This is a genomic window from Flavobacterium profundi, assembly GCF_006491645.1.
GTDB lineage: Bacteria > Bacteroidota > Bacteroidia > Flavobacteriales > Flavobacteriaceae > Flavobacterium > Flavobacterium profundi.
Map to the genome: position 1 here is coordinate 100,896 of NZ_VDCZ01000003.1, position 21,812 is coordinate 122,707.

Below are 21,812 nucleotides of genomic sequence, written 5' to 3' on the forward strand. Positions count from 1 at the left end.
CCTATTCTTTCAAACAGCACACTTTCTTTTTCTATTGATTCTTAACTTTAGTCTTTCGACTTCTGACTTTCGACTTCTGACTTTTGACTTTTGACTTTCGACTTTTGACTTTCGACTTTTGACTTTCGACTTTCGACTTTCAACTTTCAACTTTCGACTTATCCCTTCTGACTTTTATCTAAAACCGTTAAGATAATCATCCCTACGCGTCCTATTAAAAACGTAAACATGCCAAACACTACTGTTAAAAAAGTGACTTTCAAACCGCCTGCCAACATTTCATTGGTTATACTTCCCATGGATTGTATCGCATCAAAAGCACTAATTAATCCGACAGCCTGCCCTAAAAATCCCCAAACCAAAACAAAAAGACTTAACGAGGCAATCAACTCTTTACACTTGTGCAGTGTTTCTCTTTTCAATAAGGCCCAAACCAGCAAAACTAAAATGGCAATTAAAATAAAAACAATTGGCACCATAAAAAAAGGACCGCCTTCGTAAATTCTGTCTAAAATAACTTTCATAATTCTATATTTTTTCGATTTATAACATCACAAAGCTATTTCATAAAACAAGCCTTTTTCTTTTTATGCGACGTTTGAACCTTTTTATTCCTTTTTTAACCGAATTGAGACGTGAAAAGTACAATTTAAGATTTATTTTGACAAATAGGGTTCGAAACCGGTTATCTGTCGCAATTTTAAAAACATCACAAATATTTATTTTATCTTGCTACCATGTTTTCAAATTGGTTCCAAACAACAAAATCCCTACTCCTCCATTGCTTCTTTTGGATTGGAGTTTGGTTCTTTTTTGTGTATTTCTTTAGTTATAATTCAAACGATACCCTTTATATTACTTGGTTCTCTAGCTTACTGTTACCCATAACACTTCTCACGACCTACATTACCATTTATGTGCTTATCCCAAAATACTTGCTTACAAAAAAATATGCGCAGTTACTCTTATACAGTTTTTACACTTTAGCCATGAGTGTCTACCTGATTACTTTGGCTATTTATGGAAGTTTTATTTTCATTACCAAACTCGATATTGCCAAAGTACCTCCGATGGGTCGGAATTTTATTTTCATCCTAATTTTAGTATACCTCATTGTGGCTGTCATTAGCTTTGTGTATATCTTAAATCATAATTTCAATGTGCAATCGCAGTTTAAAGCTTTGGAAAACAAAATATTGGAAACCAATTTACAAATCAAACAACAAGAACTCAATTATTTAAAAAAACAAATTCATCCGCATTTTTTATTCAACACCTTAAATACGATTTACGGTTTGTCTTTGAAAAAATCGGAATACACACCCGATGTTATTTTAAAACTTTCCAACTTACTCGATTATATTTTGTACCAAGTTCAGAAACCTAAAGTCGTACTTTCTGAAGAAGTGGCGCACATACATGAATATATCGATTTGGAAAAAATACGGTTTCAAGAGCGATTGAAAATCGATTTTACTACCGCAATTGAAAATGACGCACTTTTGATTCCGCCCATGTTGTTTTTGCCTTTTATTGAAAATGCTTTTAAACACGGTAATATTATCAACCATTTTTTAACTGTTTCTATTCGATTGCAAGCTACAAAAGACCAACTGAACTTTTATTGTAGCAATAGTGCCTATTTAAAAGAACAAGAAAGTAGCACCGGTATTGGATTGGAAAACATAAAAAAAAGATTGGCTTTGCTATATCCTGAAAAATACAACTTGAATATCACAACCACAACTGATAGCTTTGCTGTGGCTTTAGAAATTAAATTGAAGTAAGATGAATACCTACAATTGCTTGATTATCGATGACGAAATTACCGCACGTGAAATTTTAGAATCGCATGTGGCTAAAATTAATGCGTTTCAGTTGTGTGGCAGTTGCAAAAATGCACTAGAAGCTTTTCACCTCATCAATACACAGAAAATTGATTTGATTTTTTTAGACATCAACATGCCAGAAATTAACGGTTTATCTTTTGCCAAATCGATTAACAAAAACATCAAAATTATTTTTACTACCGCTTACCGCGAATATGCCATAGCGGGTTTCGATCTACAAGCGGTGGACTATTTATTGAAACCCATTTCGTTTGAACGCTTCTTACAAGCCGTGAATAAATATTTAGACGAAAATATTCAAATAGAAGTTACTCCTATTACGGAAAACCTATCCTATGAAACGGATTTTATTTTTGTAAAATCGGACCGTAAAATGGTCAAAATCAATTTCGATGACATCCTATATATTGAAAGTGTGAGCGATTATTTAAAAATTGTAACTACCCAAAAAAACTGTATTACTCGAGAAACCATTTCCAATATAGAAGCTAAGTTGCCCCAACACAAATTTTTACGCATTCATCGTTCGTTTTTGGTTTCAGTATCTAAAATTGATTCTTTTACCAATGAATATGTGGAAGTGCATCAAAAAGCGTTACCCATTAGCCGAAGTTATAAAAAAGGCGTTTTGGAACAATTAGAAAAGCTATAAAGGGTTTTTATTTTGGGTTTTCACCAATGAAATTTGAGTTCTTACCCTACCAAAGAAAAACGTCAAAAGCACCTTCATGCGAGAAAATTCTTTCAACAATTGCAGCTGTAAGAAAAAAATCTTAAAAAAATCTTAAAATTTTCTCATTTTAGTGGAATTATAAAGCCTACTTTCTAAAAAAAGAAGTACTTTAGAGATTGCTATTACCAAAGGAACACAGTTGTAACCATTTGTAATACTAGCATCATGAACTTACCAGAAATACCTCGTCTTGGAACAGCCTCTTCCAAACGTTTTCCTAAAGCGTTCCGTTTTTCAAACCATGTAAAAACCGTGGGATTGTTTTCACTTTTTATTTATGGTTTCATGGGATTTACCACCTTATCTACTTCCGAATGCGACATTGCACACGAAGGAATTTTTATTTATTATTTTGAAGGTAAAGAAGTAAAAGTCAGTATTCACAAAGACCTACATACCGAATACCATGAAGGAGGTAAATACATCATTCAATCGAAACTGGTATGGGTCAACGATTGCGAATTCATTGCAACTTGCATTAAAAATACCTTTCCCGATCCAGCATACACGTTAGAAGACCAAATGTATGTAAAAATTGAGTATGTATATGATAACGAAATTTATTTTACCTCAACCATTAACCGTTTTGAATGGAAAGGAAAAATGATCAAGGTGAAGCAAGGCTAATAAGTTGCACCTTATTTTATTTCTTTTTCCAATTGCTTTTGGTAGGATTTAAGAGCAAGTAATTGGCGTTGGTATTGGGCCTGCAAGTGTAGACCATTTTTTTCCACTTGAGTCAGGGCTCTATTTTTTACATTTTGCAGGATACAAACTTCTTGTTCGTTCAAATCTCCCAGACTTTCATGCACGCTTACAAACTGAAGGGTGTTTTCTGCTTCTTGAAACTGCTTTTGCATTTTTGCTAATTTCCTTTCTACCACTTCCGTTTCCCATTTGTTTTTTGCCAATTCTTGCTGTAGCATCTCTTTTTTCTTACCTTCTTGAACGGTTCTATGAGAAAGCTCTGGAGTAGCCAATGGCAATTGTGCTGCACTTTGTAGCAGTTTGGCTAATTTTAGGGTTGCATCAGCAGGAATACTACGTAGACCTGAAACATACATCGACCAGCTACTTCGTGTAATCCCTAACAATAAAGCCATTTCTTCTTGAGAAAATAATAAAGGCGTTTCAAAAATTTTTCTATCTTTCATAGCGTAATCCTATAAATTAAAAACAGCATAACGTTGTGTCAATTTTTTTGTGTCATTTTATTTGACACAAATAGTTTGCCACACTTTTTGTGGCAATGGCTTTTTTTGAAAAAATTTGACACAGTTTGGTATCTAGAGTTATTTTAGAACTGCCCAAATAGGTATATGATCGGAAATCGTTCGTGCTTGATGTATATCTGAAAAATCTTTATAGAAAGGAATAATTCCTTTGTCAAGCACTTGTATGCTCTTGGAATTAAAAAAGATATTATCATATTCAGATGCTAAGCAATCATTTTGCATGCACTTTTGCCGTAATGAAGTCTTTTGATTGACAAAAACCGATTCATAACCCATTTTTCGTAAAGGAAAAAAAACAGTATGTGATTGCGGGCAATTAAAGTCTCCTATAAATACTAAATTTTTATCCGGATACAAGGCTGGAAAAAATTTAAAAAACTTAATCTCAGTTTCGGGTTGTAGTTTTTTTGTTTTGGCATGAAAATTAACCAAAGTAATTTCTTTTTCTTTGTATTTAAAAGTGGCTAAAAAAGGTTCTCTTTCGATTTCTTCAACATAAGTAGGTTCTAAAAAAGCATCGCCTATTTTTTTTACACTACCAGGCTTCCATAAAAAAGCATACCGTTCGGCTTTGTAAGCATTACTAGAGGTGCTATTACTAATAACGTAATCCCATTGCTTCCCCTTTTTATTTAAAATTTCAACTAATGAGACAACAGCTTGCTCACCAGCTTCACTCACTACAACTTCCTGCAACGCTACAATATCATAATCCTGTATTATCTGCGCCATATAAGCAATGTCTTTTTCGCTTTTTGAAGCTCCTAAATTTTCAATATTCCAGGAACAAATTTTAATTTGGCTCCAAGCCAAAGCATGAAAAAGAAATAGTAGTAGGAAAAATGATTTGATTTTATAAGACATGTATTCCATTTTAATCTTCCCAACCACATAAGGTAAGTCCTAAAGCTTCTGCTTCAGATTGTTTTTTGGGGGTAATTTCATGTTTGCAATTCGATAATCCTCTACAGGTTTTACTAAAGTGGTATTTTTTGGCACCTCTAGGGCCACACAGATACACTTCTTTTTCTGTATTAGGAAAAGAAGTGATGAGCAATGCGCCAAAAAGAACAATTAAAAATTTCATTTATCCACTACAAATTCATACGTAATACTATCTTCGTCTTTGCCAACTAATTTACCATTTTCTACCCATTCTACAAAAACGGCTCTTTTTTCTCCTTTCGCATTAATAATCTTACCTGCACCATATTTATTTCTAATATTTATAGTGCCCTTTATTTCATTTCCAATCGTATCATGACCTATAATATTGTAAGTATATTCATAATGATTGCTCCTCCCAGTACGGTATTTATATTCATACTGGGTGTCTACATGATAGGTTTTTCGTTCTGGCTCTGTTATTTCTTCTATATCATCGGGAAGAATAGTATCTTCCTCTTCCGCATAAAAAGAGTGTATTTGTTCTTCTGTACTTGTAAGGGGTTCTTTATTGGTTTCTCTACAAGAGAGGAAAAGTACTGAAAGTAATAATAGGAGTATTTTTTTAGTCATGTTTTATAGTTTTGAATTAATTATAACCTAAAACAACAGCGCATGTAGAAGCTATCTGTGTTACTCTTTCCTGATCAGTATAATCTGAACCATATGTAGTTTCATCAATACAGTTTTTCAAATTTAACGCATAGTACTTAGCTTCATTTAAAGAAATATTAGGCTTCATTTTCATAATAAAATCTGCGCAAGTAGCCATTTTATTTTCATTTGTTGCAGATTTCCATTCTCTAATTTTTGATTGATGCAAATTTCCACCAACATACCATTCATTACTAACATCAAAATATTGGTTGTTTTGATAAATTTCAGTAGAATTAGAAATTTGTTTTTCTAATTCTTTGTCTTTTTTAATTCGATGAATTATAAAAAACATTATAATATTCATTAAAATTAAACAAATTATTATTCTATAGTATTTCATGATAATATATTAGTATGTTGTATATAAATGACTAACACAAATTCCACATACACTTTTTCCTATTTTAGCAGCTTTTTCTCTAGCTTGTTGTTCATTCAAACAAGTACTTCCGTTAAGCCAATTACCTTCATTTAATTTCGTTTTTTTGCAAATAGATTCACTATTTGCATTACAAGAATCAATAGTAAATTTACCTTCAAAAATGTGGATTTCATTAGTGCTATTTTTTTTCTTAAAACTGTAGGCTTTCTCCATAATAGTAGATTTTATTTAATTATATTATTTATTGAAATAGTTTAAGCAAACTTTTAAAATTATCAGAATTTTAATAATTATTTACCCGTATTTATACCTGATTTTCAACCTCATAAAACCCGACTGTCTCTAATAATTCTTTTTCAAATTGATAAATATCATCAATTGAACTAAGAGCTTGTCTAGTCTCATTTTTCTTTTTATCAAAAAGGCCTATATACTTTTTGTTTCCGTTAAGATGTAATCTACATAATGGTTTTCGGTTATTGTCGTCTAACAAAATCCCAAAATATGACTGTGTATCTCTATAAACGATTCTTTGAATAGGTATAATTCTTCTTAAAATGGCCACAACTATTCTATACCCTTCCAATTCTTCTTCTGTAGTTATAATTTTATTATCTTCTTCCTGAACCTCAATCTTATCATCCAGTTGTTTTTCTGCTTCTTTGTTTAAAGCTGCGTTTAAACGATCATTCACTTTTTCGCTAATCAACTGATTAAACCCTTTCTGTACCAACTCTTTAAATTCTTCAACTACTTTTTCTGTTAACCTTCCTGAATATACTTTACTGGCAAACAAACGGATAAAATCATTGGTAGGAGAAGTAATTTCTTCTTGTATCAATTTTTTAATCTCTTTTGTATATTTTAAAGAACTAGCATTGTTTACAATATTATTTACATCGAAATTTGATTTATGAAACTTAGCAATCTCATTAATAACATTTTCTTTTACATTAGTTATATCAAATTCTAAAAATGGCTTTTCATCCATTTTGTTTTTTTCATCTAAATCAGTAAAAAACTGATATTGAATTCCATTGGTTAGCAAAGCAAAACGCGTTTTAGTAACATGAAAATAGCGCAATAGTTGTGAGTTATGAATACTTAAATTTTCTCTCCAATTTTTACACTCTATAATTAAAATAGGCTCATTATTTTCAAAAATTGCATAATCAACTTTCTCTCCTTTCTTTAAACCAATATCTGCTGTAAATTCTGGAACAACTTCAGTTGGGTTGAATGTGTCATATCCTAAAATATTTATAAACGGTAAGACAAAAGCATGCTTTGTTGATTCCTCTGTTCCTATTTTATTCTTTAACTGATGTATTTTTTCTGCTAAAGCTTTTAATTGTACTTGTATTTCCATTTTTAATTTATTTTTTAAAGTATATACCTTCATTATATGTTCTCCAAATAGGTTTTTTAAAACCACTTTCTATTATCCATTTATCCCAAACCATCTTAAGAATTTCGTTATCCCTAAATCCAACTTCATAATCATAATTTTGAGTCTTCTTATTAAATCCCCTTTCAAAAGTTTCTACAACATAAATCTGTATGTTTTTAGAAAGCTGATTTTTAAATGGTTGCAATCCTAATTTAGGATTTTCATTTAGTGCCTTTTCAACACTAACATTATTATTTATACAATACTTTCTTAATTGATCAATTTTAGTAGGTCCAAAGCGAAATTGATGATTATTTGTTTGGAGAGAATATTCTAAATATCCATCAGTAAAAATATAAATGTCATTTTCATAATGAATGAATGTTGAGTCAATACCATTTGTTATAATTCTATCAGTCTTTATAATATTATCATTTTTTACTTTTTCTAATAGTATACTTAATAAGTCAAGCCCTTTATCATTAATATTCATATATTTTTCAGCTATGGATTTTTCAAATTCTAGTAAATCCTTTTTCAAACCTCTATTCTTATACTTTCCTGTTGAATTAATATAACTTTGTTTATCTCCGAGGTCTTTGACTTTATCTATATCAACAGAAATAATATCATTTTCACTTAATGGAGAGAAACAAATACTGGACTTATCGCCAATTTTTTCTCCAGGTTTAACACATTCGTTCTCAAAAAAGCTAATGATTTTATGAATTTCTGTTAGATCCTTTTGAGGAAAATTTTTATCTAAAATTCTATCAGACATGTCTGATAATATTATTATATTTTTATAACTTAAGTGTTTATTATTAGATTCTGGCAAACAAGAATTTAATAAAAGAGAAATTCCAAATAAAGTAAATAGTGATTTCATTTTAATACTTGTTATTTATTTCTTGTTCAATTGTACTTACTCTATTCGCTACCTCTTTTTGAGCGTATAATTCAGGTAAATATTCTACAAAACCTGTTTTATAAGCTGTAGAAACACTATTCAAAATTTCTTCTGTAAATATTTTACCACTAGTAATTTTGGTCATAAAATCATCATAAATTGCCTTAATTTTTTTTAATAATTCTGCGAAAGCGATTTCAATATTATTTTGTTTATTATTCAAATCCTTTTCTAAAAAATCTAATTCTTCATTCATTTTACTCAACAAACTATCTTTCTCTTTTATTTTATTAATTAAAATCTGCTTTTGCATATTAAGATCATGTAAATCTCTATTTAACAACATTATTTGTCTATTCTTTTCCCCATCTACAATCTCTCGTTGCGATTTTTGATATGCTCTAGCTATAAAGTCAATTATAAAATGAGTAATAATTAATGGCAACATACCAAAAACAAAAATTAACCAGAACTCTCCATGCATTATTACTTGCCATATTTTAAGTTTAGATTCCTTACCAATTAGCAAACTTTTGATTTCGTCAGTATTGATTGCTACCATTGTTGAAACTAAGACATCAAAAACTAAAAGCCCTATCCAGAAGCACAAAAGATTAATGGCTTTATTCTTACTACCAATTAATTTTAGATTTGATAATAAAATGGGTATAACAAAAAATAATCCAGCCATTATCCCAAACAAAACGCCTTGTGTTTTAAATATCTTTACAATAGCATTAGCATCTACTAATTGAGGTAAACCTGGATTTAAACCTGCTTCAACTGTATCTCTTATAACATTTCCTTCAAAGAAGACCTTATACATTGCAGAAGCAAAAAACATAGATAAATAGTACACAAAAACACATAAACCTATTATTGAAAATACAACTCCAACAGTCCAAAATTTCTTTATGACAAACGTAGATTCTAAATTATTCCTTTCTAAGTTACTTTTTTCTATCTCATTGTTTAATTGTAAAAGCCCTTTTTCCCCAGTTACTTGATTACCTAATTCGAGTATAGATTTTTCATTTTTAATCTCAATTATTTTTGATTTTATCTGCTTTATTTCTATCTCTGCATTAGTTTTTATTTTATTAAATTCAAGCTGTTTGTCTGTATCAATTTCAGCTCTTCTATTCTCAAAAGCAGAAGTGATATTTTGGGAGATTATATTTTTTTTATTATTTAAACTATCATCAGTAGCATAAGTTTTTATCTGTTCTTTAATCTCAATATAATTGACTTTAAAAATTTCGATATTCCCCAAACTCTCTCTAGAAGTTTCATAACCTTTTCTTCTGTATGTTTCGGTATCTATATTTGCAGTTGTATAAACTAAATTTGAAAGTTGCTCAGAAAACAAACCAACTGAATTTAACGGCGAATGTATTTGTGATTTAGATATTTTCTGGTCAATTTCAATATTATTTGGATTGTTTAGATCAATTCTATGGTCTATATTATACTTCAAACGTTCAAATTCTGCGAATAACTGTCTATAAGTATTAGGGTCGTCCGAAACCTGTATATTTTCTACATTATTATTACTAGCATTGTATGAATAATTGTAAGATCCATTCATTGTTACTATATTATCAATAAGGCAAAACTTATGATGCATCATACCTCTTTCATCCCCTGTTTCAAATGCATGAACATTTACACCAGCATTGTTAAACATTTGTTTTACAGTTTCATTTTGAACATTAGATGATAATAAAACATCTATTGTTAAATTTCGATTTTTTGCATCTATAATAACGTTTGCAATATCTCTATCTGTAAACCAAGCCATTGCAACATAAATATTTTTATTGGCATTTTGTAATTCAGAAATTATGCGTTGCTTAATTTCTGTCCCATTTGTTAATATATCATTCATTATCTATCTTTTAGTTTTTATTATTTACTTTATAAATCACATTTGATTTTTGAAATATCTTTCAACTATTACCAATCAAACTTATAACTATTCAAAATCAATTCTTTACGGAAAACCGTAAACACAACAATTATTTTAACTAGGGTAAGACTTTTGATTTAGTTTTAAATCTATTCATAAAAAAATCGCAATAGTTGATCTTATTTACTATTGCGATTTCTAATTCTAAAACTACTTTTTAGATGGTGCATGTTTGGGTGATTGTATTTTTGGAGGATGATTACCTCTTCCTTTACCTGATAGTTTTCCTGTTTTACTAGGACCATTTGGAACTGGTTTTTGACTTTTCATAGAAACATATTTAAATTAATTACTTCACATATTTACGCATTATCCAACCTATTTTCTGATTTTTGTTCACGAGTACTTTAATCCAATCTCCTTTTTTTTCAATTAAGGTCAGTTCGTCACCTTTTACTAATTTTTGAATAATAATACCTGTACTCTTTGGCTCTTTTCTAAGATTTAAAGTGGGATGAATAACAGTTAGTATTTTACCTGCATCATAATCGGTTTTCACATTGCTCGCTTTTACTTTAGTAGTAGTGCTTTTTTTCTTAGGACTCGACAAAAAATGATTTGTTTGAGTTCCTGCACAAACGCCGCAACTACCTCCGCTTGAGCAATGTTTACAACGAACACAATTTTTACAAACCGTACAACTAGACGAACCAGTACATTTTCCTCCTTCAGTTTCACAACAAGAAGCTAACAATTCTTTCTTTTGAAACGTTTGGCTTTGCATGTGGAAGGAAAAAACCAATAATAATAGTAATAATGTTGTTCTCATTTTTTAATTGTTTTAGTTAATAGTCTCTTTGCAATCTCATGATTCCCAACAACCACTTTTGAGGGAAGTAACATTTCAATTTCATGTGTTATAGGATTTGTAAAAATCTCATACCCATATCTGCAATTTTTATATCTAAAATACAAAGCATTTAATCCATTTAAAAATCCTTCTCTATTCGCTACTTCAAAAACATAATGCGAGCATGACTTTCTAAAAATGCATTTTGGCTTACTTCTTTTTGATTTTAAAAGCCAATACAATTGAATTAATAAAAGGATACTATACTTCATTTTATTTTGAAAAAACAACCATTTGTCTTGTTGTTGTATACCCAGGTTTAGCACCTATTCCAAAACAACCATTATCGGGTTGCACAAAAGTAGTTACACTTTCTAAGCGTTCGTATTTCCATCCTTGATTCGTATAAATTCTAATCGTTTCTTCAAGCTGATGTGCTACATGATCTGATGTTCCTTTATTAGCATCAATTGATGCAACAAATGGGATTACTTTATATTCCATAATTAATTATTATTTTAAATACATTCTGGCAGACTTAATAAATTATTAGTAACCAAATCATCTGCCTCAGTTTTTAAATATTTATTGCCTAATGAACTTTTAGCTACAATAACATTAACTTTACCGTATGTATTATTTACATAAAAACTCCATTTTCCAGATTCAATACCATTAATAGCTTCATTTTGAGATATTTTCCATCTTGTGCCATCCATATTTAACCCACCTATGTTTATAATTCTTTCATGTATATTATCTCTATCCGATTTGTTAATACACTTAATTTCGTAAGCTACCATAATTTTTCAATTTTTAAATTAATAATATCCAAATTTAAAACCACAGAAAATCAATTCCTTACGGTAAACCGTAAAGCATAAAAAAAGACCTACTAAATAGGTCTTTGCTAGGTCATTATATTTTATCTTATTTAAACTAATCCTAAATCTTTGGCTATAGCGATTAAATGTACGGTGTTATTTGCCTTAAAATTAATTTTAAGTTTATTAATACGCTTTTCTATAGTACTTTTACTATTAGGCGTAATCCCTAATTCTTTAAATTTAGCTTCCATTTCGTCTTGTGTTATTCCTAAAGACAATTGCTTGATTAAATCCAAATCGTAGGCATCTATTTCATTAGCAGTTTTATCTTGTAATACATGACTTAAATTAGGAGAAATATATTTTTTATCAGATTCAAAAACTGTAGTAATGGCTTGTTTTAATTCGGGAATACTGTTTCTCCCTTTCATTACAAAAGCATCAATTTCATATTTTTCAAATAAAGATTTAATGCGATACGGCCTATCTTCAATAGAAAAAGCAATAACTTTAATGTTGGGTTGTTCTTTTTTAACAGCTAATATTAAATCTTCACCAGAATGTAGTTTTTGAGTTTCTTTTCTATAATCTTCTTTAAAAGACAAATCGGTTATCAGTAATTCATAAGGCGTATTATTTTGCAAGGCGCCTTTTATTTTTAACAAAGCATCGTCACAGTATTTCGCATAATCCATTTCTTCTTCTGGAATATCCAATTCTCTAAGAGCTTGCTTCACAGCAAAGTTTAATCCATCAATATCTTCTGCAATAATTACTTTTGAAAACATATACTATTTTATTTGGGAAATTCAATATTAACTTTTACTCCTTTATTCGTTTCTGAATCAAAAGTAATCTTTCCCTTAATGCTAAGAATACGGTTTTCCACATTTAGGAGTCCGTTTTTAAAAACCTTTTCTTTTTCAAAACCTTTCCCGTTATCGGAATATTTTATTTGGATATTTTTTAAAGCACTTTCAAAACGAATCACTACTAAACTCGCTCCACTGTGTTTTTTCATATTCACTAATAGTTCGTTTAACACACGATAGATTTCAATTTGTTTGTTCTCTTTTACATTTACCCAATCAATTGAAGTTAAACCTTGTACCATTATATTTACTTGTTCAGAAGTATAACTCATAAACAACTGGTTTAATGATTCGTCAAATGTTTTTCCAGTTATTACTTCACTAGTTTGTTTGGAAATGTTTCTCGTTTTGTCATAAATCGCATCTAAATCTTGTAAGATGACTTCTTTATTGTTTGGATTTTGTAAATCTTGTGTGTCTATAAATGTTATGGTATTAAAGACATCATTGGCTAATTCATCGTGGAGTCTTTTGGAAATTCTGGTTTCGGTTGTATATGCGATTTTTAGCTTTTCTCTTTTATTTTTGGAACGAATTAAGAAAAAGATTAAAAGACTAATAATTCCAAAACCAAGAAATATTAAGCTAATTAAATTTTTCTCTAATTTTAATTTTTCATTTTTTTCAATCTCTAAGTTATTATCATATCTGATTTTAGCAAACTGATTTTTTGACATTTGATTGATAATATTCATACTATCGTTTATCTTTATATAGTCATTAAAATATTTTTTTGATTCCCTTGGCTGACTTAAATCGATTAAATGTTTCAGAGATTCCATTTTATCATTTGGACTATCCGTTTTTTTTGCTGATTTTAATGCTTTTTCAGCAAATTCTTTGGCTAAAATTAAATTATCATCTTCATAAAATTCAGATAAATGTACAAATGAAGAAATTAATTGTGTATCATTTTTTAAACTATCTCTTATTATTAAGGCTTCGTTTAATAATCGATACCCTTTTTCTTTTTCATTATTCTTAAAATAAGCATAGCCTAAATTATCAACTATTCTTGCATAATCAATCTCTTCATAATCTGATTTTCTTAAATCTATTAATGGTTTTAATATTTCGACTGCCTTACCATAATCTTCTTTGATTAAATAAATAACTGCCTTATTATTTAGTATTGTATTTCTCTCGCTTTTAGAAATTTTTCCATTCAAGCATAAATCGTAATATTTAATTGCATTTTCATAATCAAATAAACTTGATATGAAGTTCCAAGTGAACTATAGACAGAAAAAATATAAGCTGAATCTTTAACTCCATTAAAATATTGAAAGGCTTCTGTAGCAGTAGCTTCGCTTCCAATATAATCTCCTTTCATCCTTTGTATTTTAGCCATTTCTCCTAACAAATAGACTTTTCTATCAGATTGAGAATCATTAGTAATTGATTTATTTTTGTTAAAGTAAAAATAGGCACTATCTAGATTTATTATGGAATCTCTATAAAAGATTGCCTTATCAGTAAACTCTTTGTACTTAACCTCTTCGTTTGTGTTTACCTTATCCCTACACGAAATGAGGAAAAGTATTAAAAATAAAAACGGGAAATGTTTCATAATGAATTGCATTTCCCGAATGTATTAAAAAATCAGCAAACTTTTACCAAACAATTACGGATTTGTTGGTGCTGGTGGTGGTGGTGGATTAATCGTTCCTGTTTGACCTCCAGTTTCACCACCTGTATCATCATCTGCGTACTGTGTGGTTTGTACACTATCTGAAACATCTTCGGCTGTACATGACGTAAAGCTTACTGAAAACAAAACAACTGCGATAAATAAATATATAATTCTCATTGTATTTTTTATTAAAAATTGGACATAGGAATAGCCGTTCGAGAAAGTCTCGATAATTGGTTTTTACAGCTATTGCCGTGAATACTTTGTTGTGGGAAGTGAAGTGAGCTGGAACAGAAAAGTCTTATTTATACTTCCCAGATAAAAATCCTAATCTGTTTAGCATCACTTTTTTAGAAGTAGTTTTGTACATTTGTTCTTATCGCGATAAAGAACAAGAACTAATTCTGAGACAAAGATTGTCCAATTTTGTGGTAGTGTTGATATGGAATTCTGATAGTTCTGATAGTTCTTAAAAAATCTGAAAAAATCTACTAGAATCTGAAAAATCTGAAAAATCTAAATAGAAAATATGGAAAAAGATTACTTTGATGAATACAGAAAATGCATAAGAAAAAAATATGAGCTTGAAAAAAATGGAATTCATGCTAAATTTCTATTTAAGCCTACAGAAGCAAAACTCAGAGACTTATGTATTATGCTTTTTAGAGAGCAGGAGAAAAAAGATGACTTACAAAGTTTTAAATTATATTTTGGTTTTGAATTTTCTATAAACCAAACATCTGAATTGAATAAGAAAGAGCCAATGAATAAATTTAAAACTATTGGCAAATTTTTCATTAATGGTGAATCGTTTCTTCAAGACATCAATGGATTAGACTTAGCCGCTATGTTAGTAGGCTTTGATATAAGACCTTTCAATAAGTTTTCAAGATTTTCATTAAAAGAAATAGAAAATTTTTATAACTCTTTAGAATCTCAAAAACAAGAAAAAGAAGATGATGAAAATGAACCTATAGAACCTATTTTAGTAATTCCAGAAAAACCTGAAGAACCTGAAGAACCAAAACCTCAAATAGTTCCACCCAATCCTAGTTGGTTTCAAAAATATAACGTATCTATTCTTATAGGAACTATAATTCTACTTACAGCTATTATTGGAATTAATTATTTTACTACAGAAAAGGAATGTATGGCATGGATAAAAGACCATTATGAAGAAATAGATTGCAATGCTATTACTGAAAATAAGGAAATAGTTATCGAATCTAAAAAAGAAGATTATTTAAAATATTTTAAAAAAATTATTCCTTGCGATACGACTCAATATGAAAAAAATGGAAAAGCGTGTTTGTGGTATGGAAAATCTGCAAACGGAAATGAATATGAGTTTTTTACTTTTCATGGTCTTCATCCAGAAACAAGAAAAACTTTAAAAGAAGTAACAGCAAACATTATGGATAATTATGGTAAAGGACCTTGCCAATAAATTAAAACCTCTACTTCAAATAAGACCATTATTCTTTTACGATGGTACTTTTTAGTAATAATAGAAATTACAAAAACAGCATAAAGTTGTGTCAGTCAATTTTGTGTCTCATCAAATAACACAAATAGTTTGCCACACTTTTTGTGGCAATGACTTTTTTTAGAAAAAATTTGACACGGAAACTAATAAAACCTCAAAAATCACTAAGTACATCACCTATTTAAAATACAATATTCTTCCTATCTTAGCAGAAAGTAGTTTTTTACAAACAACACTTTCTCACTAAAGTAAATCCTATGGCTCTTGTTCAAGTTTTTCCAACTAAAAATGCAGGAATTGTAATTCTAAATAATTACATTCAAATGTTGTTTAAAAGGTTGCAATTAACAATAGAAGACCAATTTGTAACTCCAACCGCTCAAGAAAAAGCCGTCTTTTGTCTACAATATCTTGCCACTGGACTAACAGATACGGAAGAAATTTTCCTACCGCTAAACAAAATCCTCTGTGGCTTACCCTTAACCACTCCACTTCACAACACAGCTATCACGCTAACCGATACCGAACAACAACTTATGGAAAGTCTATTACAGGCAGTTATTGGTCATTGGCCTGCCATTGGTTCTACTTCTATAGAAGGTTTTAGAGGAAATTGGTTGGTACGTGACGGGAAATTACAAGAAAATGAAGAGTGTTGGGAATTGACGGTTGAAAAGAGAGCCTATGACCTCTTATTGAACCAATCACCCTTTTCCTTTTCTATCCTAAAATTTCCATGGATGCCAAAACCTTTACATGTTACGTGGTCGTATTAACTAGTATGTTAAAATAGAAATTGGGTTTTGAAAAATAATGTGTAATTTCGTTTACCAATGCTAATTTGATTCTGCCATGCAAGACCACTATGCTTTTTCTGATACTGCTTTTGAAGCCCAATTTAAAGCGGGCACTTTTCCAGCCGAATTATTTACACATGAAGCACATTTGCGATTGGCCTGGATTCACATTCACCACTATGGTGTCGCGCAAGCGGAAGAAAACATCGTACAACAATTACAAGATTATGTCGCGCATTTGGGTGCTACAGATAAATTTAATATGACGCTCACCGTTGCGGCGATTAAAGCGGTCGCGCATTTTAAAGCGAAAGCCAACCACACCCATTTTAAGGATTTTATCACAGCCTTTCCTCGTTTGCAAACACATTTTAAGGAACTACTAGCACAGCATTATCAAAAGGTGAGTTATACTTCTGAAGAAGCGAAAAGGGTGTTTGTGGAACCTGACGTGATGGGGTTTTGATGGGTAGAGTATATCTTACAATTAATATATTGAAGTGCTTAAAGGTTATTATAGTAGAAAAATCCTTTATTTACTCCGTTCCCCTTCTTTGATTTTCTCTATCGTTTACTGTAATATTCTCTTTTTCAAGAATAAATATTCCATTGCTATAGTTAAACTGCCCTTGACGTATTGTGTCTATATCAATGTCATGAGAATAACCATAATTATTCCCATATAAATAAACAAGTTGGTTTTTATCTATATCATATTTTATATAGGGACTTTCCTCCATGTCAACACCATTTTCTTGGCAAAACCCAAATGAATTTTCTGGTTTGGATTGAATAATGGGATGTTTTACAATAGAATCCAAAGAAAATGAAATGAGATGTGCTGACTCGCAGTATACGCTTATCACACCTGATCTTCCTCCACTTTCATCTAGAACCAAATATTTATAATCAGGAAGTTTGTAAATAGCTTGAATCGTGTTCAAATCAATGGGTTCAATTTTCTCTTTCGTATTAAGATTGAAATGAACCCAGCTTTTCCAATTGGAATTGCAGTACGCTCCACAACTTTCCATTTCAATGGTAAAAATTTTAAAAGATTTGTCTGGTGCATACGTAACCTTTCCATCAACAATTCGCATTCTATTTTCATACAAAATACTATCTAATTCCTCTTTAGATATTGAATCGATATCTTCAAGATAGTCTCTCACCATTTCGAGTTCATATTTTTCTAAAAGTAATGAATCTGATATGTGCGTAAATGATGTTTCTTCAAAATTAGAATGGCTTACCAAACTCTCTTTTGTCTCTGAAGTTTTACAACTCCAAAAAGAGAAAAAAAGTAAAAGAAAGACTATGTTTTTAATGTGTTTCATGTTAAGGTTAGCAATAGCCTGCCCGCTTGGCAAATACCAGATTAAAAGCAATTTCTTTTTCTATTCTATTTTAAATTTTTCAAATCTCAGTCCGTTATATGTATAAGCTCCGTTTTCGTGTGTTCCAAGCCAAAGGGTACCCTTATTATCTTTGTAAATGCTAAATAGCGTAATGTCTTTTGAGTTATCTTGAACGGCATAATGAGTAATTTTCGTTCCGTCGAATTTCCAAACACCACTTAGATAAGTTACAAACCACAAATTATTTTCGTTGTCTTTTACGGTTGAAAGATACTCATTTAAACCACTTGTATTTTTTCCATCTAAACTACCAATACTTTCGTGTCTTGTATAAAACGTATTACTTTTTAAAGTTTCAGTATCGTAAATACTATAACGGTTTTCGGTATTAAACCAAAAGTCACCATTCTTATCTTCGATGATGGAACGGACTCCGTTTGCTCCTTCATTACGAAATTCGGTCACATCTTCTTCGGTTATCCATTCAAATGATTTTCCATCGTATCGACAAACACCAACTGGGTTAGTTCCAAACCAAATATTTTCTTTACTGTCCTTATAAATGCTGTAGATTCCAAATGGATTAGGTAAATTTGGTGGATGCGGTAGTTGTAGTTCATGTAAAGTCTTACCATCATACCGATAGACTTTGTTTTCAAATTCGTAAGAATTTCGAAACCATATATCTGTAGATTTAAGTTGCCAATTATTACTCAAAACAGGTAGTACTGCTTTAAATACATTTCCGTCAAACTTAACAATCGTATGTTTTGGGTGGTAACTGGCAAAATATAAATTGCCAAATTCGTCCTCTTTTATTTCATCAATTCTATTGTTAGGCAAACCGTGTTCGATTGTATAATTAACCATAGTCTTTCCATCATATTTATAAACACCTGTTTTCCAACTACCAAACCAATAAACACCTTTATTGTCTTGGTAAACAACCATTATATTATTTCCTAGTACTTCTACTATATCTCCTTTTACAAATTGATTTGCGTCTTTTTTCTTATTCCTTGTCTGTCCGTTGCAAGAAGTTAATATAATTAAAATGCTTTGGAATAAAAATAGGTTTAATTTCATTACTAGTCTGATTAAGTATTGGTAAGATTTTTAAAATTACAGATAATGTTTTGTAGTTTTAAGAAATAATGGATTTCAAATTATCAAACCACCTAAAAACACTTCACTTATATAAGCATCAAAACCATTTAATTTACTACCTTTTAACAATTATATATGTTTTATTCTTTCGAAATGTTATGTAATACAAATTTTGCCATTTCTATATTTCCGTAAGTTGAATTAGGGTCGAAAATTACACTAGTTAAAATCTTTGTAGCATTTTCAAATTCCCCGTTTTTATTTATTGCTAATGCTTTATTGATTAACAACACTCCTTTAGTTTCTATATCAGGCTTTTGTTCAAGTCCTTTTTCAATTGCATTTATTCTTTCTTGACCTTCTAAAAATTTTGAATACTCTTTCCAAGCTGGTGCGAAAGAAGGAAATTTCTCAACAAACAATTCAATCATTTCCCTTTTTTCGGATTCATTGCTAATCCATTCTATGTAAAGATAATACTTATAAAGTCCTTTTTGTAACTCTCCCGATTTTTCTCTTTCCAGAGTATGTAATGCTGTTTTGGAAGTGTAAAATCCTTTAGGAGCAACTTGATCCGTTAATTTGTAATATTTTAAAGCATTCTCATAATCATCTTGAAGAAGATAGGTGTAGGCCAAATCATAAAGCGGATAAGCCCAATTTGGTGCTTCTTTATTTGCTTGCTCTAAAAGCGCAATAGCTTTTTGATAATCCCCAGTCTGACCAAATTGTCTTGCTTGATTATGTAAGGACTTAGCTAAATCAGAAACTCCTTCGATACCATAAAATTCGTAATTATAAGTTCCAGTAGCATTTTCTATTTCTTCTTTTGATATTCTATTTCCTTTTTGGTCTGTAAATTCTATTCTCACTTTATTATCTAATTCAGTTTTATTTTTGTTTTTAGTTTCATTTTTACATGAAGACAAAATTCCTATTGCTATTAAAATTCCAACTATTTTATTTTTCATACGATTGGTTTTGCGGCTTGTAAATAACGTTCTATTCAAACTCTACTTTACCATAATTTATTTTTTCAATATCATAAGTAAATCTATTATAAGAATCTACTTCCCATTTACCACCTCGGTAAATAAATGATAAATACTTTCTAGTGTATTTATCAGGATTATAAATTTGAAGATTATCTCCTTCGTTTGGATTATAGTTAAAATCAAAGCAGTTTCTCCGGTTAAGTTCTTCTACCATCTTTTCTGCAGTGAGAGCTTCAGATAAAACATCTTCAGGATAAATTAGCATCCCATCCATAGGGTATTGAGTAAGACCAACATATTTATACAATGTCCATGTATATTTATTTTTGTTCTTTTTTTCTTCTTTTTTTTTATTATGGATAATTGTATTCAATCCATTTGTAATACAAGTACAAAATTTAATTTCATTTACTTTTTCACACATAAAATTTAATATTTAAAGGGCTATCCTAAATACTACATATCTTCTCTATAAACTATCTAATAACATCAATCCATCAAATTTAGGCTTATATAGTGATGTTACATTGATAGTTTTCATTTCTCAAATGTAACTTTTTGATTTTTAAATACTACAAATTATCTATACAAATTGTAAAAAAGAGAGAAAGACTAAATAAGATGAGAATGGTTTCAATAAGTCATTTAAAGCAGGGTTGACTCCGTCTTCCCTGTAAAGCTCCGCTTTGAGAATAAAACAAAAGCTAAAAAAACATTTAAAGTAAACTTAGTATTAGTACTAGTAAGCTGTCACGAAGCAGGGTTGACTTCGTCTTCCCTATAAAGCTCCGCTTTGAGAATACTTTAAAAATAAAAAAAAACAGCTTAAGCGAGCTTGCTGTTTTTCATTTTTAAAGTATTCATTCGTGACCTCGGCAGGGTTCGAACCTGCAACCAACGGAGCCGAAATCCGCCATTCTATCCAGTTGAACTACGAGGCCATTGCCATTGTGGTCGCAAAAATACCAAATTATATGGGCTGTTGTATGGCTTCAACTATTTTTTTATTTCGATTTTACATAGAATATTGATAGTCAGTGGGATATCCTTACCAAGTTACTAAAGCGTTTTCCACAGCATACCGCACTAAACCAACTACATTTTTGGAGCCCGTTTTGCCAAACATACTGCTTCTATGGGTTTCAATCGTACTCACACTTATAAATAGCTTTTCGGAAATTTCTTTGTTGGAATACTCCTTGCAAATCAAATCTAAAATTTCCATTTCTCGAGTGGTTAAATAATTGGAAGACACATTACTTTCCGAACTGTTTTTAATAAGTTCCATCATAATAGCGGTAATTTCACTACTATAATACGTACCTCCATTGACTATCTTTTGTATGGCTTTGCACAATTCTTGCTTGCCTGCAATTTTTAGCATAAAACCTTCAGCACCTGCATTTAAAATTTGCTTTACTTCTTTGCGATCACAATCCATACTCAAAACCAAAATGGGAATCTCAGGTTTGGCTTTTTTAATTTTCAAAATTAAATCTACCCCACTAATGTCGGGCAAATTCAAATCGGTAATCAAAAAGTCAACGTCACTATTTAAAATAATGTCGAGCGCTTCTTTTCCTCGGGTAACCGGTGGCAACAATTCTAATCCTTCGTGGGATTCTAAAATAGAACCAAGTCCGTCTAAAAATAACATGTGGTCGTCTACTAGCAGTGTTTTTAACATTCTTTTACACATAGTTGAAAGATTAAACGTATTCCAATAATAATTTTAGTAAACAGCAGTAATTACATGAGAAAAGAAGATAAATGTTCATAACGCTACTACTAAAGTAGCCTTATGTCTTACTCAAATGTAAGAAATATATCTTATATTTTTTATTCCATTTGGGGCAATTTAATAAGAAAACCCAGA

29 protein-coding genes and 1 tRNA gene are annotated in these 21,812 nt (G+C 30.3%); 6 read left to right on the forward strand and 24 right to left on the reverse strand.

Features of this window, described 5'->3' with window-relative positions; genetic code table 11:
* Positions 1–158 precede the first annotated feature (158 nt).
* Positions 159–524, reverse strand: a complete 366-nt coding sequence (locus FHG05_RS05560) for a MotA/TolQ/ExbB proton channel family protein (RefSeq protein ID WP_140997027.1) — start codon at positions 522–524, stop codon at positions 159–161.
* 213 nt (positions 525–737) lie between these two features.
* On the opposite strand from FHG05_RS05560, the gene FHG05_RS05565 reads away from it, so the two are divergent.
* The 3 genes from FHG05_RS05565 to FHG05_RS05575 all read left to right on the forward strand — a co-directional run bounded on the left by FHG05_RS05565 (position 738) and on the right by FHG05_RS05575 (position 3,210).
* Positions 738–1,787: a sensor histidine kinase gene (locus FHG05_RS05565; protein WP_140997028.1), complete on the forward strand. Its 1,050-nt coding sequence runs from the start codon at positions 738–740 to the stop codon at positions 1,785–1,787.
* Position 1,788: 1 nt separating this feature from the next.
* Positions 1,789–2,502 (forward strand): LytR/AlgR family response regulator transcription factor, encoded by a 714-nt coding sequence (locus FHG05_RS05570; protein WP_140997029.1) that lies wholly within the window; start codon positions 1,789–1,791, stop codon positions 2,500–2,502.
* Positions 2,503–2,748: 246 nt separating this feature from the next.
* Positions 2,749–3,210 carry a hypothetical protein gene (locus FHG05_RS05575; RefSeq protein ID WP_140997030.1) on the forward strand — a complete coding sequence of 154 codons (462 nt, stop codon included), beginning with the start codon at positions 2,749–2,751 and terminating at the stop codon, positions 3,208–3,210.
* A gap of 11 nt (positions 3,211–3,221) precedes the next feature.
* Here the strand turns inward: FHG05_RS05575 and FHG05_RS05580 are convergent, their stop codons facing one another.
* The 17 genes from FHG05_RS05580 to FHG05_RS05660 form a co-directional block, all read right to left on the reverse strand.
* Complete coding sequence (locus FHG05_RS05580; protein WP_140997031.1) at positions 3,222–3,737, reverse strand: helix-turn-helix domain-containing protein; 516 nt, start codon at positions 3,735–3,737, stop codon at positions 3,222–3,224.
* 138 nt (positions 3,738–3,875) lie between these two features.
* Positions 3,876–4,682 carry an endonuclease/exonuclease/phosphatase family protein gene (locus FHG05_RS05585; RefSeq protein WP_140997032.1) on the reverse strand — a complete coding sequence of 269 codons (807 nt, stop codon included), beginning with the start codon at positions 4,680–4,682 and terminating at the stop codon, positions 3,876–3,878.
* A 10-nt stretch (positions 4,683–4,692) separates the two neighbouring features.
* On the reverse strand, positions 4,693–4,905 hold the full coding sequence (locus FHG05_RS05590; RefSeq protein WP_140997033.1) for a hypothetical protein: 213 nt from the start codon (positions 4,903–4,905) through the stop codon (positions 4,693–4,695).
* On the reverse strand, positions 4,902–5,336 hold the full coding sequence (locus FHG05_RS05595) for a hypothetical protein (protein ID WP_140997034.1): 435 nt from the start codon (positions 5,334–5,336) through the stop codon (positions 4,902–4,904). Before FHG05_RS05595 ends, FHG05_RS05590 begins: the two co-directional genes overlap by 4 nt.
* A 16-nt stretch (positions 5,337–5,352) precedes the next feature.
* A complete protein-coding gene (locus tag FHG05_RS05600; protein WP_140997035.1) occupies positions 5,353–5,712 on the reverse strand; it encodes a hypothetical protein in 360 nt (119 codons plus the stop codon).
* 57 nt (positions 5,713–5,769) lie between these two features.
* Positions 5,770–6,015 (reverse strand): hypothetical protein, encoded by a 246-nt coding sequence (locus FHG05_RS05605; protein ID WP_140997036.1) that lies wholly within the window; start codon positions 6,013–6,015, stop codon positions 5,770–5,772.
* Positions 6,016–6,106: 91 nt separating this feature from the next.
* Positions 6,107–7,171 (reverse strand): type I restriction endonuclease, encoded by a 1,065-nt coding sequence (locus FHG05_RS05610; protein WP_140997037.1) that lies wholly within the window; start codon positions 7,169–7,171, stop codon positions 6,107–6,109.
* 7 nt (positions 7,172–7,178) lie between these two features.
* Positions 7,179–8,081, reverse strand: a complete 903-nt coding sequence (locus FHG05_RS05615) for a hypothetical protein (protein WP_140997038.1) — start codon at positions 8,079–8,081, stop codon at positions 7,179–7,181.
* 1 nt (position 8,082) lies between these two features.
* Positions 8,083–9,990: a phospholipase D-like domain-containing protein gene (locus FHG05_RS05620; protein WP_140997039.1), complete on the reverse strand. Its 1,908-nt coding sequence runs from the start codon at positions 9,988–9,990 to the stop codon at positions 8,083–8,085.
* Positions 9,991–10,360: 370 nt separating this feature from the next.
* Positions 10,361–10,840 carry an SH3 domain-containing protein gene (locus FHG05_RS05625; protein WP_140997040.1) on the reverse strand — a complete coding sequence of 160 codons (480 nt, stop codon included), beginning with the start codon at positions 10,838–10,840 and terminating at the stop codon, positions 10,361–10,363.
* Complete coding sequence (gene yidD, locus FHG05_RS05630; protein WP_140997041.1) at positions 10,837–11,133, reverse strand: membrane protein insertion efficiency factor YidD; 297 nt, start codon at positions 11,131–11,133, stop codon at positions 10,837–10,839. The genes FHG05_RS05625 and yidD overlap by 4 nt, the downstream gene beginning before the upstream one ends.
* Before the next feature lies 1 nt (position 11,134).
* Complete coding sequence (locus FHG05_RS05635; protein WP_140997042.1) at positions 11,135–11,365, reverse strand: hypothetical protein; 231 nt, start codon at positions 11,363–11,365, stop codon at positions 11,135–11,137.
* Between the two features lie 14 nt (positions 11,366–11,379).
* Positions 11,380–11,664, reverse strand: a complete 285-nt coding sequence (locus FHG05_RS05640) for a DUF3892 domain-containing protein (RefSeq protein WP_140997043.1) — start codon at positions 11,662–11,664, stop codon at positions 11,380–11,382.
* A gap of 131 nt (positions 11,665–11,795) precedes the next feature.
* The gene (locus FHG05_RS05645) at positions 11,796–12,476 is read right to left on the reverse strand and encodes a response regulator transcription factor (protein WP_140997044.1); all 681 of its coding nucleotides are present in this window, start codon (positions 12,474–12,476) and stop codon (positions 11,796–11,798) included.
* An 8-nt stretch (positions 12,477–12,484) separates the two neighbouring features.
* Complete coding sequence (locus FHG05_RS05650) at positions 12,485–13,729, reverse strand: tetratricopeptide repeat-containing sensor histidine kinase (RefSeq protein ID WP_140997045.1); 1,245 nt, start codon at positions 13,727–13,729, stop codon at positions 12,485–12,487.
* Positions 13,726–14,130 carry a hypothetical protein gene (locus tag FHG05_RS05655; RefSeq protein ID WP_140997046.1) on the reverse strand — a complete coding sequence of 135 codons (405 nt, stop codon included), beginning with the start codon at positions 14,128–14,130 and terminating at the stop codon, positions 13,726–13,728. Before FHG05_RS05655 ends, FHG05_RS05650 begins: the two co-directional genes overlap by 4 nt.
* Before the next feature lie 54 nt (positions 14,131–14,184).
* Positions 14,185–14,370 carry a hypothetical protein gene (locus FHG05_RS05660; RefSeq protein WP_140997047.1) on the reverse strand — a complete coding sequence of 62 codons (186 nt, stop codon included), beginning with the start codon at positions 14,368–14,370 and terminating at the stop codon, positions 14,185–14,187.
* Between the two features lie 352 nt (positions 14,371–14,722).
* On the opposite strand from FHG05_RS05660, the gene FHG05_RS05665 reads away from it, so the two are divergent.
* The 3 genes from FHG05_RS05665 to FHG05_RS05675 all read left to right on the forward strand — a co-directional run bounded on the left by FHG05_RS05665 (position 14,723) and on the right by FHG05_RS05675 (position 16,942).
* Entirely contained in the window at positions 14,723–15,640 is a 918-nt protein-coding gene (locus FHG05_RS05665; protein WP_140997048.1) for a hypothetical protein, read from the forward strand.
* A gap of 296 nt (positions 15,641–15,936) precedes the next feature.
* On the forward strand, positions 15,937–16,455 hold the full coding sequence (locus FHG05_RS05670; protein ID WP_140997049.1) for a contractile injection system tape measure protein: 519 nt from the start codon (positions 15,937–15,939) through the stop codon (positions 16,453–16,455).
* Between the two features lie 76 nt (positions 16,456–16,531).
* On the forward strand, positions 16,532–16,942 hold the full coding sequence (locus tag FHG05_RS05675; RefSeq protein WP_140997050.1) for a hypothetical protein: 411 nt from the start codon (positions 16,532–16,534) through the stop codon (positions 16,940–16,942).
* A gap of 70 nt (positions 16,943–17,012) precedes the next feature.
* Here the strand turns inward: FHG05_RS05675 and FHG05_RS05680 are convergent, their stop codons facing one another.
* The 6 genes from FHG05_RS05680 to FHG05_RS05705 form a co-directional block, all read right to left on the reverse strand.
* Positions 17,013–17,813 (reverse strand): hypothetical protein, encoded by an 801-nt coding sequence (locus FHG05_RS05680; protein WP_140997051.1) that lies wholly within the window; start codon positions 17,811–17,813, stop codon positions 17,013–17,015.
* Between the two features lie 60 nt (positions 17,814–17,873).
* A complete protein-coding gene (locus FHG05_RS05685; RefSeq protein ID WP_140997052.1) occupies positions 17,874–18,920 on the reverse strand; it encodes a ligand-binding sensor domain-containing protein in 1,047 nt (348 codons plus the stop codon).
* A 161-nt stretch (positions 18,921–19,081) separates the two neighbouring features.
* Complete coding sequence (locus FHG05_RS05690; RefSeq protein WP_140997053.1) at positions 19,082–19,912, reverse strand: tetratricopeptide repeat protein; 831 nt, start codon at positions 19,910–19,912, stop codon at positions 19,082–19,084.
* 31 nt (positions 19,913–19,943) lie between these two features.
* Positions 19,944–20,360 carry a hypothetical protein gene (locus FHG05_RS05695; RefSeq protein ID WP_140997054.1) on the reverse strand — a complete coding sequence of 139 codons (417 nt, stop codon included), beginning with the start codon at positions 20,358–20,360 and terminating at the stop codon, positions 19,944–19,946.
* Between the two features lie 443 nt (positions 20,361–20,803).
* Positions 20,804–20,877, reverse strand: a tRNA-Arg gene (locus tag FHG05_RS05700).
* A 107-nt stretch (positions 20,878–20,984) separates the two neighbouring features.
* On the reverse strand, positions 20,985–21,623 hold the full coding sequence (locus FHG05_RS05705) for a response regulator (protein ID WP_181369146.1): 639 nt from the start codon (positions 21,621–21,623) through the stop codon (positions 20,985–20,987).
* Positions 21,624–21,812 lie beyond the last annotated feature (189 nt).

What these genes read in the sequence shown, in the direction of transcription:
- FHG05_RS05605 (WP_140997036.1), bottom strand. Translation starts at nt 6,015, where the DNA reads ATGGAGAAAGCCTACAGTTTTAAGAAAAAAAATAGCACTAATGAAATC.
- FHG05_RS05610 (WP_140997037.1), bottom strand. Translation starts at nt 7,171, where the DNA reads ATGGAAATACAAGTACAATTAAAAGCTTTAGCAGAAAAAATACATCAG.
- FHG05_RS05680 (WP_140997051.1), bottom strand. Translation starts at nt 17,813, where the DNA reads ATGAAACACATTAAAAACATAGTCTTTCTTTTACTTTTTTTCTCTTTT.
- FHG05_RS05635 (WP_140997042.1), bottom strand. Translation starts at nt 11,365, where the DNA reads ATGGAATATAAAGTAATCCCATTTGTTGCATCAATTGATGCTAATAAA.
- FHG05_RS05595 (WP_140997034.1), bottom strand. Translation starts at nt 5,336, where the DNA reads ATGACTAAAAAAATACTCCTATTATTACTTTCAGTACTTTTCCTCTCT.
- FHG05_RS05615 (WP_140997038.1), bottom strand. Translation starts at nt 8,081, where the DNA reads ATGAAATCACTATTTACTTTATTTGGAATTTCTCTTTTATTAAATTCT.
- FHG05_RS05570 (WP_140997029.1), top strand. Translation starts at nt 1,789, where the DNA reads ATGAATACCTACAATTGCTTGATTATCGATGACGAAATTACCGCACGT.
- yidD (WP_140997041.1), bottom strand. Translation starts at nt 11,133, where the DNA reads ATGAAGTATAGTATCCTTTTATTAATTCAATTGTATTGGCTTTTAAAA.
- FHG05_RS05645 (WP_140997044.1), bottom strand. Translation starts at nt 12,476, where the DNA reads ATGTTTTCAAAAGTAATTATTGCAGAAGATATTGATGGATTAAACTTT.
- FHG05_RS05600 (WP_140997035.1), bottom strand. Translation starts at nt 5,712, where the DNA reads ATGTTTTTTATAATTCATCGAATTAAAAAAGACAAAGAATTAGAAAAA.
- FHG05_RS05620 (WP_140997039.1), bottom strand. Translation starts at nt 9,990, where the DNA reads ATGAATGATATATTAACAAATGGGACAGAAATTAAGCAACGCATAATT.
- FHG05_RS05665 (WP_140997048.1), top strand. Translation starts at nt 14,723, where the DNA reads ATGGAAAAAGATTACTTTGATGAATACAGAAAATGCATAAGAAAAAAA.
- FHG05_RS05560 (WP_140997027.1), bottom strand. Translation starts at nt 524, where the DNA reads ATGAAAGTTATTTTAGACAGAATTTACGAAGGCGGTCCTTTTTTTATG.
- FHG05_RS05685 (WP_140997052.1), bottom strand. Translation starts at nt 18,920, where the DNA reads ATGAAATTAAACCTATTTTTATTCCAAAGCATTTTAATTATATTAACT.
- FHG05_RS05575 (WP_140997030.1), top strand. Translation starts at nt 2,749, where the DNA reads ATGAACTTACCAGAAATACCTCGTCTTGGAACAGCCTCTTCCAAACGT.
- FHG05_RS05590 (WP_140997033.1), bottom strand. Translation starts at nt 4,905, where the DNA reads ATGAAATTTTTAATTGTTCTTTTTGGCGCATTGCTCATCACTTCTTTT.
- FHG05_RS05625 (WP_140997040.1), bottom strand. Translation starts at nt 10,840, where the DNA reads ATGAGAACAACATTATTACTATTATTATTGGTTTTTTCCTTCCACATG.
- FHG05_RS05655 (WP_140997046.1), bottom strand. Translation starts at nt 14,130, where the DNA reads ATGAAACATTTCCCGTTTTTATTTTTAATACTTTTCCTCATTTCGTGT.
- FHG05_RS05690 (WP_140997053.1), bottom strand. Translation starts at nt 19,912, where the DNA reads ATGAAAAATAAAATAGTTGGAATTTTAATAGCAATAGGAATTTTGTCT.
- FHG05_RS05565 (WP_140997028.1), top strand. Translation starts at nt 738, where the DNA reads ATGTTTTCAAATTGGTTCCAAACAACAAAATCCCTACTCCTCCATTGC.
- FHG05_RS05580 (WP_140997031.1), bottom strand. Translation starts at nt 3,737, where the DNA reads ATGAAAGATAGAAAAATTTTTGAAACGCCTTTATTATTTTCTCAAGAA.
- FHG05_RS05640 (WP_140997043.1), bottom strand. Translation starts at nt 11,664, where the DNA reads ATGGTAGCTTACGAAATTAAGTGTATTAACAAATCGGATAGAGATAAT.
- FHG05_RS05660 (WP_140997047.1), bottom strand. Translation starts at nt 14,370, where the DNA reads ATGAGAATTATATATTTATTTATCGCAGTTGTTTTGTTTTCAGTAAGC.
- FHG05_RS05705 (WP_181369146.1), bottom strand. Translation starts at nt 21,623, where the DNA reads ATGTTAAAAACACTGCTAGTAGACGACCACATGTTATTTTTAGACGGA.
- FHG05_RS05585 (WP_140997032.1), bottom strand. Translation starts at nt 4,682, where the DNA reads ATGTCTTATAAAATCAAATCATTTTTCCTACTACTATTTCTTTTTCAT.
- FHG05_RS05675 (WP_140997050.1), top strand. Translation starts at nt 16,532, where the DNA reads ATGCAAGACCACTATGCTTTTTCTGATACTGCTTTTGAAGCCCAATTT.
- FHG05_RS05695 (WP_140997054.1), bottom strand. Translation starts at nt 20,360, where the DNA reads ATGTGTGAAAAAGTAAATGAAATTAAATTTTGTACTTGTATTACAAAT.
- FHG05_RS05670 (WP_140997049.1), top strand. Translation starts at nt 15,937, where the DNA reads ATGGCTCTTGTTCAAGTTTTTCCAACTAAAAATGCAGGAATTGTAATT.